At 40.3% G+C, this 15,383-nt stretch carries 10 protein-coding genes; 8 read left to right on the top strand and 2 right to left on the bottom strand.

Features of this window, described 5'->3' with window-relative positions:
* The first annotated feature begins 143 nt into the window (after positions 1-143).
* The 8 genes from K5Q58_RS00660 (at position 144) to K5Q58_RS00625 (ending at position 11,645) form a co-directional block, all read left to right on the top strand.
* Positions 144-935, top strand: coding sequence for a molecular chaperone (locus K5Q58_RS00660; protein WP_220751564.1), 792 nt, complete (start codon positions 144-146; stop codon positions 933-935).
* Positions 936-986: 51 nt separating this feature from the next.
* The gene (locus tag K5Q58_RS00655; protein ID WP_220751562.1) at positions 987-4,136 is read left to right on the top strand and encodes a carboxypeptidase regulatory-like domain-containing protein; all 3,150 of its coding nucleotides are present in this window, start codon (positions 987-989) and stop codon (positions 4,134-4,136) included.
* A 68-nt stretch (positions 4,137-4,204) separates the two neighbouring features.
* Positions 4,205-4,621 carry a hypothetical protein gene (locus K5Q58_RS00650; RefSeq protein ID WP_220751560.1) on the top strand — a complete coding sequence of 139 codons (417 nt, stop codon included), beginning with the start codon at positions 4,205-4,207 and terminating at the stop codon, positions 4,619-4,621.
* 224 nt (positions 4,622-4,845) lie between these two features.
* Positions 4,846-5,181, top strand: a complete 336-nt coding sequence (locus K5Q58_RS00645) for a PBPRA1643 family SWIM/SEC-C metal-binding motif protein (RefSeq protein WP_220751559.1) — start codon at positions 4,846-4,848, stop codon at positions 5,179-5,181.
* Positions 5,182-5,450: 269 nt separating this feature from the next.
* Positions 5,451-6,149: a hypothetical protein gene (locus K5Q58_RS00640; RefSeq protein WP_259651185.1), complete on the top strand. Its 699-nt coding sequence runs from the start codon at positions 5,451-5,453 to the stop codon at positions 6,147-6,149.
* Complete coding sequence (locus tag K5Q58_RS00635; RefSeq protein WP_259651184.1) at positions 6,149-8,512, top strand: bifunctional diguanylate cyclase/phosphodiesterase; 2,364 nt, start codon at positions 6,149-6,151, stop codon at positions 8,510-8,512. Before K5Q58_RS00640 ends, K5Q58_RS00635 begins: the two co-directional genes overlap by 1 nt.
* A gap of 41 nt (positions 8,513-8,553) precedes the next feature.
* Positions 8,554-9,780 (top strand): hypothetical protein, encoded by a 1,227-nt coding sequence (locus tag K5Q58_RS00630; RefSeq protein ID WP_220751557.1) that lies wholly within the window; start codon positions 8,554-8,556, stop codon positions 9,778-9,780.
* Between the two features lie 338 nt (positions 9,781-10,118).
* A complete protein-coding gene (locus K5Q58_RS00625) occupies positions 10,119-11,645 on the top strand; it encodes an MFS transporter (RefSeq protein ID WP_220751555.1) in 1,527 nt (508 codons plus the stop codon).
* A 102-nt stretch (positions 11,646-11,747) separates the two neighbouring features.
* On the opposite strand, the gene K5Q58_RS00620 is transcribed toward K5Q58_RS00625, so the two are convergent.
* On the bottom strand, positions 11,748-12,404 hold the full coding sequence (locus K5Q58_RS00620) for an acetate uptake transporter (protein WP_220751553.1): 657 nt from the start codon (positions 12,402-12,404) through the stop codon (positions 11,748-11,750).
* Between the two features lie 628 nt (positions 12,405-13,032).
* A complete protein-coding gene (locus tag K5Q58_RS00615) occupies positions 13,033-15,327 on the bottom strand; it encodes an OmcA/MtrC family decaheme c-type cytochrome (RefSeq protein WP_220751551.1) in 2,295 nt (764 codons plus the stop codon).
* Positions 15,328-15,383: the final 56 nt, after the last annotated feature.

Here is a 15,383-nt window from a genome sequence, read left to right as displayed (position 1 = left end):
AAACGTAAACTAAATCCCGTAGTGGTTTTACGGGATTTAATTCTTATATCTCAACTGATTTACAAAACAAGCTCGAAGTAAGCTAACAATAAAAAATTATAATAATTGCAACATGTTGCATATAAATTTAGCTGGGCATTGCCATGAAAAAAATATTCCTTCTTGCCACTTTGGTTCTCTTTTTAGTTCCAAGTGTGTATGCAAACCTTTTAGTTACCCCCACACGCGTTGAACTCGATAATAAACGCGATAAGAGTGCCGTGTTTTCATTGGTTAACAAAAGCAGTGAAACTTCACGCTATGAAATTTACCTTGAAGATAAACGGTTATTAGATTCTGGTGAGTTTGAACTGCTCGAATCTGAGGTTCCCTCTACATCCTTGACCCCTTTTACTCGCTATTCACCAAGGAGAGTCAGTTTGTCACCCGAGCAAGGTACCCGAGTCCGTCTTGCTGTAAGACCACCAAAAGATATTAAATCAGGAGAATATCGAAGCTACATTGTGTTTCATCAAATTCCACTTGCTCCTACCACTGAATCAGAAGCAAGTAAGCCATCTGACACAATGAAACTATCGGTTACTGCCTACTTACGTATTGCTATTCCTGTGATCATGCGTGTAGGGCAGTTAACAGCTGAACTCACTATCGAGTCTAACGGTCTCAATATTCAAGACGATAAACAGCAGTTAATTGTCGAAATCGTCCGTGAAGGACAAAGAAGCAGTTATGGTGATGTAGAGGTGTTTGATGCTGATACTAACGAACTTTTGGGTAGTTTGAAAAATGCGTCTATTTATACTGAGAATGAACGTCGTTCTTTTGCAATTACACTGAATGAACCTCTAAAACCCAATACCAAACTATTGGTAAAATACATCGAAAATGATGGTTTATTTGAAGCAAAAACGGTTGAGCAAACCGTTAATTTTTAATGTTTAAAAAGGACATTCATTGATAATAACTCTTAACTGATTAATCCTACCGTGATCAAACGGAAGATAAATCGATTAGCAAAATATGCTTTAGCCATTAGCTTACTTTTGTTTTATATCGAATTAGTCAATCCAGGGCTTGAGTCTTTAAAGCCCTGGAAGTCAGATCAACACACTTTTTTATCATCACTTGAGCTCCCTCCTCCATCGCAACAAATAACAAGAGCTAGAAAAATTCATGAGCCTGAAGCTATAAAGGAAATCATTCTAAATCCTTCTATAGCTAGGAGTTATCACGCAAAAAGTGATAGTGCAATTAATGATAGTGTCGTTAGTAATAACGCTGACAATACAGATAATGAAAATCAAATAACCCCAGCACAAGTGGTCAGTAAGTCTGCTTTTTCCACTGGAATGCCGCAAGAAACAATCAACAAATTAGACAATAGAAAATTAATTGAAGCAGAACATAACAATGTTCAAACTCAAAGCATCAAGACGCCCCACTCATCCAATCTTACACAACAAAATATGGCCGTAAGTACAGTAACCGCCCCTATTTATCTTTCGTCACAGCCATCGAGTTCGTTAGCTATTCATCCAGAAGAAACTAGTACTAAACACGCTATTTCTCAAGACTCTATTTCTAAACAGCCTATTCCAAAGCAGCCCATTTCTACACCTGAAGTGGCTAGCCCTAAAGTAAATGAATTAACTTGCTCAGGATTAATTAATCGAACCTACATTTCATCTGCTGCAAATGAAGAGCAATTTCTTGTCAGTCAATTTAACTATGGTAGTGAACGCTTAAGTGATGAAATGTTCATTTATCAAAACGATGGAGTTGTATATCTGCCCATGCAATTTTTAGCAGATATCCTGATGATGCCGTTACAAACAGAAATGTATCCACTCAGTTTGACCGGTTGGTATTTAACAACAGATAACCCTGTGGAAATTAACCAGGGGCTTATGCGCTTTACAGCCCAAAATAGCGATTGCGAACACAGCGCAACTCAAGTGTATTTTGATGATTGGGATTTATATCTAGATATTTCTGTGGTTAAACAGATAACAGGATTAGAGATTAAATTTGATCACGCAAGACAAATGCTCGAAATAAGTGAAAACACGCTAGTCCCTTTAAGCCAATTACTCGCTCGACAAAAACGCTATCAACAATTCAACGACCAGCAAAAAGCGAACACACCAACAAATCAACGCCACATTAACACCCAATACGCTAACTTGGGTGATTTAGCGCTGCATGCTGATTTAGGTGTATCCCAACGTAAACAAACAGACACACAAGAACCCAGATTTGATGGTTTCATCCAAGCTCGTACTCATCTTTTAGGTCACAGCGCCTACGCAGGGTATTCATGGTCAGACTATGGAGAAAGTCTGAATGCTTATATTGAAAAACAAATGGCTGATACTTGGGTTAACTATTATAGACTTGGCAGTATCGACTCCCATAACTTAGCGCTTGTTTCCAGTTCAAGCACTGGTGAGGGTGTCGTTATTAATGCTGGCGATGCTTTTACTGATGATATTCGATACCTCGTCATTGATGGCGAGTTAGAACCAGGTTGGGATGTAGAACTTTATCGAAATGGCGGTTTAATTGGCGTACAACGAATTACGGATAACGGCCAATACCGATTTGAACAAGTCCCCTATTATATTGGCTTAAACCAATATCAACTTCGTTTTTTCGGCCCCAATGGCGAAACCCGCACAGAATCTTTCAGTAAGTTACTAGACCCTTCGCAAATGAAAGCCAATAGCTTTGGAATGAATTTTGGGGCAATGCAGCGTGAACAAGATAATTTAAAGCAAGTTTATGCTAGTGCAAATTGGGCGGTTACAGATAATTTTACAGCTGGAGTTGCCATCATTGAGCAACAGATATCAAAAGATAAATGGCTTTTCAATCCGACTGTCACTCTAAATCTTTTGACAGATAATAGTGTATGGCAGCTTAACCTCACGGGTAATGAAACAGGTACAGCGGCCAACCTCATCGCCCAAGGCAGTAACGAGTTAATTGACTGGCAAACAGAATGGGCAAAATATAATGATTTTGAATCTTGGGATAATCAAGACAATCAGCTAAAACAACTCGCCAGCGTTAATTTAAGTGGTAACTTAGAGCACACAAACATGAGCTGGGCGCTCAGTGGCCGCTGGCAAGACCAAAACCTAGGTAGCGATAGTTTGTTTATTGCGGCTACGGTTGCAGGCCAATTGCAGCACCTATCATTAAGCAATGAATTGAGTTGGCAAAATATCGCTAGCAATGAGGTGTGGGCAAACAGACTTGCGCTTTCAGGTCGGATTGATGATTGGTATTTACGAAGCTACGCAGATCTCGCTCTGATACCAGATACAGAATTAACTCAACTAGTATCCAATGTCAGCACTTCATTTACCGACAGCAGTAACTATCAATTTGAAGTTCGCTATCAACCTATGGCTAGTGCAGAAGTCACTGTTAAGAATTCTTTATCTTACTTTTTAGATACAAGCACCCTTAGGTTTTCTGTTGAAAATGACTCTGAAGGCGACTGGTTTGCACAATTCAAATGGAGTAGCTCCGCGCTGTTAATCGCAGCCGATAATACTTGGCTATTGGATCGAGTAAGCCATTTAAATACGGGGAGTGTTAAAATAATTGCCTTTCAGGATGATAATAATAATGGCCTATTCGATGACAATGAACTGGCCATGAGTGGACTGCAATTTTCCGGTCACACCAATGCTGATAGTGAAACCGATGATAATGGTCAACTTCTCATAACCCATATTCAAACATCAAGACCTCATAAACTTGTACTAAATGAACGTTCACTGCCCGATCCTTTTTTATTACCCCTTAACAGTACTTTATTAATTCAAGCCCATCCGGGCAATGTTGCGGAAGTGCTTTTCCCCGTGTTGTTTACAGCAGAGTTAGACGGCGAAGTGTTCTATGATGACGGTGTCGCTGCCAAAGGAATACCTATCACCCTTATCGATAAACAAGAGGCTAAATATCATGCGCGAGTAGAATATGACGGAGTCTTTATGTTTGAGCAATTGGTGCCAGGTGAATATCAAATAGAAATAAACAAACAACGACAATCGCAATCCATTACGCTCGCGCCAGGCGAATATGTGACCTTCCCCACACAAACACTCAAGCGAGAATCTAAATAACAACAATATACTGCGTATATATCCACCAACGACTACAATTAATCTATCGCACCGATTGGGAAAAGCTTGTGTCCTTATTTATCTTAACAACAGCTATAGCCCAAGCTCACTTTACACTCGTGTCTCCAATTGCAATCGAGCAAACTCAAGCAATAAACCTAGGAATAATTAGCAATCAAATCAGCGTTAACTGTCAGCTCGATCAGTTTTCCCGCCAAGGTTCTGGTTGTATTAGCTCTGACAATCAATTAGGCCAGTTTGCTATTAGCGGTCACGAACAAGCATTGATTAATGTTGTGGTATACCCAAGTGATAATGCCAATATCGCCTTTACCCCAATTTTACCCAATGGCACCCAACAACAGTCATTTTCTTTATCAGATTCCACAACCGTAATTGAAGTTGGCGGAAAAGTAGATGTCATTGATGACAAACTGACAGGACTTCAACAAGTCAGTTACACAATTGAAGTTAATTACCAATAAGCAGCTTTACTTGCACTGAGTCGAATTTTAGAGTTCATGTAGCAATATCAACATAAAAAGATGATTTAAGGCTGTTTTATTAGTCAACAGCAACGATTTGCTGTATAAGCATCGCCTCTAGAATATTTTTCAATTTTTGTGGAATTTGGCTAACGACTTAATCCATATGATACCGCGCTAATTGATAGTCAACTTTTACTTTTTACCGATAGGCAGATACGAATATGTCAGACAAATTTTTCTTTAAAGGCCGTCAAACGCCAAAACCTGCCTACGGCGAAAGTGGCTACAACACTAAACGCCAAGCTAAAATTGGAACCGCTACCAACCCGCTGAAATTAACCGTGCAAAATGAAAGCCGTATGCATGAAGTTCAGCTCATAGTTGAGCAGCATAAGTTATTGGCTAATATCACAATTAACCCAGAAGTTGCCGAAGATATCCTGCAATTAGAAGGGATTTTAAATAAACCCAAAGCAGTCATTGCTGAAGCAAAAATAAACCGCAACGATCCATGCACTTGTGGTAGTGGCAAAAAATATAAGAAGTGTTGTGGTTAATCCCATCACTTAAGCGTTTTCCCGCTCAATATAAACCCTCCTGTGTAAAGGTGCCACTCAGCACCAGTCTCTCATAGAAGCAAACAATAAAAATCGAAGCTAAATAATATTTGGCTTCGATTTATTTTTGTTATGAAAATATCTTTAATTTGTGAAATATTATAAGCTTAATTCCGTTCTTATTTTGCTAAGTCATAGTGTGCTTGGTAAAGGGCAACACTTTTATCAGCAGGTTAGATATCTCAACCAAAGTGATACTAGGGGTCAAAGTGAACACAGTCATAGCAGTAAAGTCGCTAATAACAACAAACATAAAGTTTAGCGCATTAATAAGTGCAACAATCAGCACCCTAGTCAGCTTACCAACAATGAGTCAGCAATTTCTTTTAGTTGATGCCAATACTTCTCCTATGGCAAATATGGTGGTCTATCTTACCCCCATGACACCAAAACCTGCTGACGCCCTATTACCTGCTAGGCCCCCTGTTGAAGTACATCAACAAAACAAACAATTTAGCCCCTATATCACCGTTATCCAAAAAGGTTACCAGCTCAAGTTTGTTAATGACGATGATATTACCCACCATATTTATTCAGCTTCAGGGCCAAAGCGATTCTCGTTTAAACTACGTAAAGATAATGCCCAAAAAGATATGGTGTTCGATCAAGCAGGTCATATTTCGATGGGCTGTAATATACATGACTGGATGAGTGGTCACGTATTAGTGGTCGACACACCATTTTATGCTGTCACCAATAATCTAGGTCATGTCGAGTTTGACTCTGTCCCTGATAATGAATATCAGCTCAACATCTGGCATCCTCAATTACAAATTGAAGATAATAAATATAGCCAAACAGTTAGCACCCCATTACCTGAAGCCCTAACAATACAAATAAATGCCTCTATGGATGACATTCCTAGTCAACAAAGTTTAGATGACTTTGACTTTCTGGAAGGGTACTAATGCTAAAAATGCTTAAATCGTTCAACAGTATTCAAACTCGCATTTTTGCCTTTTTTATGGTGCTTTTAATCGCAGTGCAGGCAATCTCGTTTGCCATTACTTATTACACTAATAAGCGCCTAGAGCAGCACCAACTTGCAAACCAACTTTCTGTGGCAGAGTTAGTTTTTAAGTCTGAATACGACAATCGAAATTATTATTTATCTGCTTTTGCGGAAACTGCAGCGAAAGATTTTGGCCTTAAAGATGTCTTTATTGACGATGACAGCCGTAGCTTTCTCGTCGCATTAAACAATCATCGAAAACGCATCAATGCAGATCTTGCCATTGCCGTTGATATTGAAGGAAAAGTCATCGGTCAATTACTCACTACCCCAGATGGGCCAAATCAGGGAAAAGTAAAGGTTGGCCCTGAGCAAGACAAAGCATTCCGTATGTCATTGGCGACGGAATTTGAGACTATTAGCCCTTTATACCCTCTCGAGAACCATGTTTATCAGCTACGTTTCTCGCCATTAACCAGTGGAGCTTCAAACATCATAGGTTGGGTGGGATTTGGTTATGTCATCGGTGATGAGTTAACTCAGTCACTATCACAACAAACAGGTCTAAACACAGGATTCGTACTCACTGCTGAGCAGTACACTAATCAGTTAATCAGCCTATCAAGTTCAAGTTTTTCTAAAACAGACAACCAAGTCATATCCGATTTTATTAAGCAAAATCAACCCCATGATGATTATATTTTATGGCAATCTGATTTAGGTGAAGTCAGCCTAAAAGACAATGATGAACGCCAACTACATGCTTTCATGTTTTTAAGTCGCAGTGATGCACTAGAATCAGCGCAAAAACATTGGTTTCAACAAGTTTTACTTATTCTACTGATGTTACCAATTTCTTTATTTGTTGCATTTGTTATCGCTAGAGGCGTAACTAAACCCCTTACGCTACTCATTAAACAAGCAAGGTTCATTGCCAAGGGGAATTATAATTCTAAAGTCGAGGTTGGTAGCAGCGCGGAGATGCACGAGCTAGCAGAAGAAATTACCGCGATGCAACAGGCCATATTAAGTCGAGAAAACAAAATTACTTTTCAGGCCTATCATGACCCTCTTACAAGTCTTGGCAACAAAAACGAGCTTATACGAGTCACTTCAAATTGGTTTGAAGATAAGTCGCCTATCGCTATCTGTTTAATCAACATTCGCAGAATGACAGAAATAAACGGTACTTTAGGTCATATCGTTGGCGATGTTGTCATCAAAGAAATTGGACGACGTTTAGCAAGCTTTGATGAAATTGATTTAGTGTGTCGTTTAAGTGGAGATGAATTTGTACTGGCTATCGAACATACAGAACAAAAAACACTGACAGCATTAATTAAAAAAATCCAGCGAAGCGTTGAAACTGAGTTTTGCTATCAAGATATCTCTTTGCACTTACAAACCACCATAGGGATCAGCTTTGTTTATTACCCTAGCGATCTTGAAACCTTATTACGCCAAGCTGATACCGCGCTTCAACATGCCAAGAAAAATCGTTTACACCTACAAATCTACCACCAGCAAATAGATGTTAATACCTTAGACAGGCTTCAGTTAGTTAATGATTTAAAACCTGCTATCGAACAAGATGAGCTAGTGCTGTTCTACCAACCTAAACTCGACTTAACACTGAATAAAGTCACTCATGTTGAAGCATTAGTTCGCTGGCAACACCCTGTCAGAGGCATGATCCCCCCAGATAGCTTTATTTCCATCGCAGAACAAATGGGTCAAATGAACGCCTTAACACAGTGGGTGATTAATGAAGCATTGGATCAATACCTTCGTTGGCAACAGCAAGGCATTGAGCTTGCTATCGCAGTGAATATTTCACCTGAAAATTTAAAAGATAATCAGTTCTGTGATTACGTATTACAGACCATAAAAGATAAACGCGTGCCGATTGAGGCGCTTACACTGGAAATCACCGAAGATGCGGTTGTTGCCGATCCTGAGCATGCCATCAAACAGTTAACAGAGCTTAAGCAACACGGTCTAAAACTGTCTATTGATGATTATGGCACGGGTTATTCTTCATTAGCGCAACTTAAACAGTTACCTGTTGATGAACTCAAAATTGATAAGTCTTTTGTGCAAAACCTTATGATTAATGAAGACGATCAAATCATTGTTAACTCAACACTACAGCTTGCCCATAATTTAGGGCTAAAAGTCGTGGCAGAAGGGATTGAAGATGAGGGTTCACTAAAATGGTTAACGCAGCGTGGCTGTGAAATGGGGCAAGGTTTTTATCTTTCAAAACCAGTCGATGCGACTCGGTTGACTCAGTGGTTAACTCAGTCGAGTTACAGCTAACTAGGTAAGTCCGTAATAATTTAAAATAATAAGGTTCACGGATGAAAAAATGGATTTTGATATTATGTTTAAGCAGCTATGGCGCTATAGCTGCAGATCATCATATATCAGGCATTATTGACTTAAGAGCAAGCCATACACAAGGGACACAATCCTATGTCGATGGCGGTTTAGGAAAGTTTCGATTTGATGATGGTAGCCAACTGTCACTATCCCAAGTCGGAGTGACATATAAAGTCGATTGGGAAAATGCTCTCTCAGCACATGTTACCGCCAATGGTTATGTCGATGGTAACCGAAATGGCGTTGGGATTACTGAAGCTTTTATAAATTATCGAAGTTTACCTTGGGAAAATGGCTTACGAATAAAAACCAGATTAGGCCTAATGTACCCAGACATTTCATTAGAAAATATCGCTACTGCTTGGTCATCGCCCTACACTCTCACAAATTCAGCCATAAACAGTTGGTTAGGTGAAGAGTTTCGCCACCTTGGCGCAGAAATAACCTTAGAACGTCTTGGTAAATTTCACTCATCAAAAAATGATTTCTCTGTTTCAGCTGCTCTGTTCCAAAACAATGATACTGCAGGAGCCATGCTTTCTTGGCATGGCTGGACAATCAGCTCACGACAAACATTACTGCAAGAGTCCCTGCCTTTAAGTAATATGCCAAGTCTTGAAGGAGGCAGCCTTGATGAACAAGCGAAAGAATCCGATCCCTTTATTGAGCTAGATAATCGCTTTGGTTATCAAATACATGGCCAATGGAAAATGAAAGGGAATGGCGAGGTATCACTAGGTTATTATGATAATAATGCCAATACTCGTATCGTAAAAGATGGCCAATACGCTTGGCTAACTCAGTTCTCACATGCGGGTCTTAAATGGCGTTTACCTTATAACATTGAGTTAATTAGCCAATTAATGCTCGGCAGTACATTAATGCAGTCGCCTGACGGTATTGATGTCGTCAACAATGATTATCAAGCCGCATTTATTCTAATAAGCAAACGCTGGGATAAACATCGTGTTAGTGTTCGAGCTGAAGATTTTGAAGTATCGGACAATGATGCCACCCTTGACGATAACAACAATGAACAAGGCAATGCCCTTACTTTGTCTTATCAATATCGCTTGCAAAAAAGCTGGTTTATCCAAGCAGAATACAATCGAATTGACTCTACTCGCGATGCAAAAGTTGAACAAGGTTTACCACAAGAGCTACTTGAACAACAATGGCAACTAGCCACTCGTTGGTATTTTTAATGAGCCGCTTGTTTTCCTAATCTAGTCGGCCTATTTTTGCTTAAATCATGACTGAGGCTTTGACACTGCGCTGAATGTTAAATTCATCTACTGCTGAGGTTTAACTGGTTAAATTAAAATCTGAAGAACGGTTATCCAAAATCAAAAAAGCATCAACTTGACTGATAATACATCGACATTTCAGTTATCTAAGTATTTCTTCGCGGCAAATATCCGTCCAAAATTTTAACATTCGTCATAAAGTGCAATTTTTATCACAGTTCTTTTGTATTTTGTTTCAAATTAGGTAAAGTGTCTGCCAGCTTATTGTTAATAATAATTATAATAAAGGGTGAAATATGAGTGATAATTCACACTCAGGCAACGACCTAAGTGAAGTTAAACAGCTGGGAATGTGGGCATCGATCGCCAGTCTCAGTTATATTTTTTGGATCGTCGGCGGCATGGAGCTGGTTGAACGTATCGCTTACTATGGCGTAAAAGCCAGTGCAGGCCTTTATGCGAAAGCGCCAACTTCTGAAGGTGGTCTAGGTATTAGCCTTAGCGATTATGGTGTCATCATCGCTATTTGGGCATTTATGCAAACCTTTATTCCCGTGTTTACTGGCGGTATTTCAGATCGTGTAGGCTACAAAGAAACGATTTTTGCCTCAACGATTATCAAAATCGCTGGCTACTTAGTGATGGCCCTATTCCCAAGTTTTTATGGCTTCTTGTTCGGTGCCATCTTGTTGGCTGCGGGTACCGGGATCTTTAAACCCGGCATACAAGGCACCTTAGTCCTCTCAACCGGAAGACAAAATACTTCTATGGCTTGGGGGATATTCTACCAAGTGGTTAATATTGGTGGTTTCCTTGGTCCATTAGTCGCTGTTCACATGCGTCAGCTTTCGTGGGACAACGTGTTTTACGCTTGTGCGGCAATCATTTCATTTAACTTCCTATTTTTACTGGCCTATAAAGAGCCAGGTAAAGAAGAACGTTTAGAACGTAATCGTAAAATTAAATCTGGCGAAATTAAGCAAGAAGCTTTGTGGCGCGATGCATTAAACGAGCTTAAAAAGCCTGTGGTTATTTACTACATGTTGGTGTTTGCAGGCTTCTGGTTCTTATTTAACGCCCTATTCGATGTCTTGCCGATTCACATTGCCGAATGGGTTGATACCAGCGTGATTGTGACCTCGCTATTTGGTCCTGAAGGCACGTCCAATGGCTTTTTCCAGTTTTGGTTAGGACTTGATAATACGGGTACTAAGGTGATGCCAGAAGGCATGCTTAACCTTAATGCTGGCATGATCATGACGACTTGTTTCTTGGTGGCGGCACTTACTGCTAAATACCGTATTACTACAGCAATGCTCGGTGGCTGCTTGTTGAGTATCCTTGCCTTTGTGTTTATTGGTGCAACTAATGCCGCATGGATGATAGTTCTGGCGATTGCGATGTTCTCATTTGGCGAAATGATGATAAGCCCAAAGAAAAACGAGTTTATGGGGAATATTGCTCCTGAAGGTAAAAAAGCCATGTATCTAGGCTTTGTGATGTTACCTCAGGGGATAGGCTGGACACTAGAAGGCTACTTTGGCCCTAAGCTATATGAAATGTATGCGTCGAAAGAAGTGTTCTCATTGCAACTCCTTGCTGAACGTGGCATGGATGCGACTATGATTGATGCAATCCCACAAGGTGAAGCTTTTACCACTCTAGTCACCTTTACAGGAGAGCCAGCACAAGAGTTAACGACCTTACTTTATAACAGCCATAACATCGGTATGGCGTGGTATATCATTGCAGCTATTGGTACGATTTCTGCGGTTGGTATTTTCCTTTATGGAAAATGGCTGTATCGATTGCAGCAGAGTTAATACAAGCCAATTTAATGCTTGTTAATAAAAAAGCTGACAGTGATGTCAGCTTTTTTTGCCTTAAACCTAATGAAATAAAACCAAAGGATTTAATTTAAACTGCTACGCTGCCTTTAAAATTGCACTTGAGTCAACGTCTGTATTAACTTCTTTACCAACTTGCTTTAGCTCACCAATAGGCAAAATAACGCGACCATATTCAGCATTCAGTACCTGCGCCATAGCGAAGTAAATTGCACTGGCACCACAGAAAATGCCTTCAAAGCCTGCAATAGTACCTATCAGTTCAGAACCAGTGAAATCACGTGCAGCCAATAAGAAGAACAATATTGTTAGCGAACCAAATACTACTTGTTTAGCACGAGGGTAGCGCAATGAACCAACGAACATAAACGCAGTGAATACGCCCCATAATCCTAAGTACCAGCCCATAAAGCTTGCAGGACTTGCTTGTGAAATACCCATTTCAGGCATAACCAACAAACCCACTAAGGTTAACCAAAATAAACCATATGAGGTAAATGCTGTCGTACCAAAGGTATCGCCTCGTTTAAAGCACATCATCCCAACGATCACTTGGCCAATACCGCCATAAAAAATACCCATGGCAAGGATCATCGCATCGACAGGGAAAAAACCTGCATTATGGATATTAAGTAAAATCGTTGTCATACCAAATCCCATTAAACCTAATGGTGCTGGGTTGGCCAGAGGCGTTGAATGAACTGATGATGTTGAGTGGGCTAATGGTGTCGACATGGAATATTCCTGCTGGAAATGACAATTAAGTCAGTCACGGCGAAAACAAAACGCCAACCCTCCCTCGTTAAACTGCCCATTTGAGTCAGTTACAAAGCAACGCTGTAGAAAGCCTACGCCGTTTAGATTAACGATGGTTAATCTTTACGGCGCTGATTTTAATCGAGGCCCATTGTGACAAGCAAATCAATGACTTTTAAACGATGAATAACCTATAGAACCAAGGTAAACAAATAGAAATTTATACACATTAAATTCAATAATTTGCATATTAACGTGCGCAAACAACCAAGCAACTGATGCCAATACTTGCTTGTTATCACTAAATTAAATAAATCGTGACACCTGTTACAGATATATGTACTTAACTAGTTTAGAACCCCCTAAATAAGTGAAGCCATGAGTGACGATTCTTGTACTTAATCACAAAAATGAACATCAGAAATGAAAAGTTACTGATTACATTTCCTGCCATTTATTAATGCAATAAATCCATGGTGGTTTGATAGTAATCATCAATAAAGGTTTAATTTATGTAAATAAAAAAGGAGCCTTACGGCTCCTTTTTACATTTCACTGCCTCTTCCAGGAATAACAGGAAATGCTAACGCTTACAAAACGCGATTGATTAATGACTAGTGCCTGAGTGCATGACATCTACACCATAAGTCTTACCTTCAGCGTGACAGGTTGAACAAGATTCAACAGGTAAATCAACAACTGAACCTGGTTCGTCTTGAACGTATGCGCCATTACTCTTGAAGTGAGCTAAAGCAGAAGCGCTAACGTGACAACTACGACAAGCTTCAGAGATTGGAGAGATAAAGCCTGCGTCAGTTTCAACAGAGCGCTTACCAGATGTCAATCCACCGTCAGCAGCAAATAATGTGCTATCGTCTTTATGACATGAATTACAGTTATTTAAAGGCGCTGAGTAACCATTTAGTTCGCCATCGGCATCACGGTAAATTGCAGGTGTGCCATCAAAATAACCAGCATGGAAGCGGTGAGATACGGTTACAAGATCACGGTTAGCAAAAGATAACCCTTCAACTGTGCCCCATATAGCATTACCGTCAGCATCAACTTCATCCGTCTTATAAACTGCAGTTGGATGATAGCTTGGAGAGCCACCTAAGTTCTCACTATGACAATAAGCACATTGGGTAAACTCAGTTACACCGTGAGTACTTTTCACATGAGTCAGGTTACCATGACAAGCATTACACTTAGCTTCGCTAATTGATGTGCGATCAGCATCTGCAAGGCGCATTTCAACCGCAGCGTCACCATCTGTTAAGTTAAAGTACTTAGTTTCAGCTTGGTTAGCGACACCGGTTTCTTCAATGTTGCCATCGTCATCGGTTGTACACGTAACAATTTCGCCATCAGCGCCACATAACTGTACTTCAGCAGTCGCGTAAATTGGCCCTACTAATAAGTCAGTAGCAAATTCAGCCTCGTTGACTACAATGCCATCAGCGCTCATTACGCCGCCAACAAAGTCCATCTTAAAGCCACCATCAGCGCCATAACCATGGGTAAGTGCACCAGTATCGGCATTAAGAGTACCAATTAACAGACCACGTCCACTATTAGTCATGTAGTCAGCCATTGCAGCGTATGTTGTTGCGTCCAGTAGCTCGCCATTCATGCTCACTTCAGAGGTAACAACTAATGTGCTCATGCCATCAACTTCAGAATCTTCAACAACTGCAGATTGGATATCAATGATGAATTTATCAGATAACACAGCTCTATCACCGACACCATGAGCTTCCAGTGGGCTTAAGCTACCCGCACCATGACAACCAGAACAAGCCGCATCACTTTCAGGCACAATACCTAAGTGACCATCACCTGTTTCAAAGTCAACATCTGTATGACAAGACACACACGCTTCAGCGTAGACATTATCATTCCACTGAGTACCACTGTCATGACATGTAGTACATTCATTCAGCTCAGCAGGGAAACCAATTTCACCAAACATTTCTTCAGCTTCACCTTCAAGATCAAGATGATGACCAGCATGAAGTGTATGGATCATTGCATTCCAGTTAGCATTCCAACCCACTGTTGGGTCATCTTCGCCACCAGCATAAGCAGGGTTATGACACGCAACACAATTCTCTACTTTTTGGTAGTTATGATGAGCATCAATATTACCTATACGTGCGTCAGCATCATCATAACCGTCTAATTGGCCATGACACTTAATACATGCAGCATTAGATACAGAATCTTTTTCTGAAATCGCAATCTCACCAGTTGCAGGAATGAAGTCAATTGGAGTAGAAAGTAATTTGTCTGAAATAGCAGTACCTGAACTATCTACAACATTGTAGGTACGAACCATGACGCGATGAAGGCTATTTGCATCACCGTTTTCAAGTACTATCGGTGCATTGCCATCATGCTCCCAAGTACCGGTGTATGTACCAGGATTGGCTTCATCTTCAACTAAAGTACAGGCATCAACCTCTGTCCCCCAAGAATCAGCAGTACCGGTAAGCGTACAATACATGCTATAGCTAAAGTCATTCGCTAAACCATTGCTTTCCCATAAAATGGGTGCACCGGTATCGGTATCATTAGCCGCTTGATTCATCACATAAAACGCTACTTGATCTAATCCGGTAAAAGGTAATTCTTCACCTTTCGCATTTTTACCTGTTGCGGTAAATTTAACTGCAAAATCTTCACTGCCTACAACCACGATATCTTCTGGTGCAACTGTCAGCACAAAATCAGTAGCTGCATCAACTGTATCAACGACATTACCAATGGATGTACCTGGTTCGCCATCTTGCCCAGGAGCACCATCTTGTCCATCTTGCCCATCTTCGCCATCACTACAGCCTGTTAGCCCAACGGCTGTCATCAATGCCGCTGCAAGTATCGACTTTTTATAATTTTTCATCATCGTATCCCATTTTTTAAGGTATTTGACTCTGCGTTCGCAGTCGTTCAAATATA

Origin of the sequence: Shewanella sp. KT0246 (genome assembly GCF_019654955.1) — a bacterium.
GTDB classification, from domain to species: Bacteria; Pseudomonadota; Gammaproteobacteria; order Enterobacterales; family Shewanellaceae; genus Shewanella; species Shewanella goraebulensis.
This window is presented reverse-complemented; position numbering and strand designations above follow the sequence as displayed.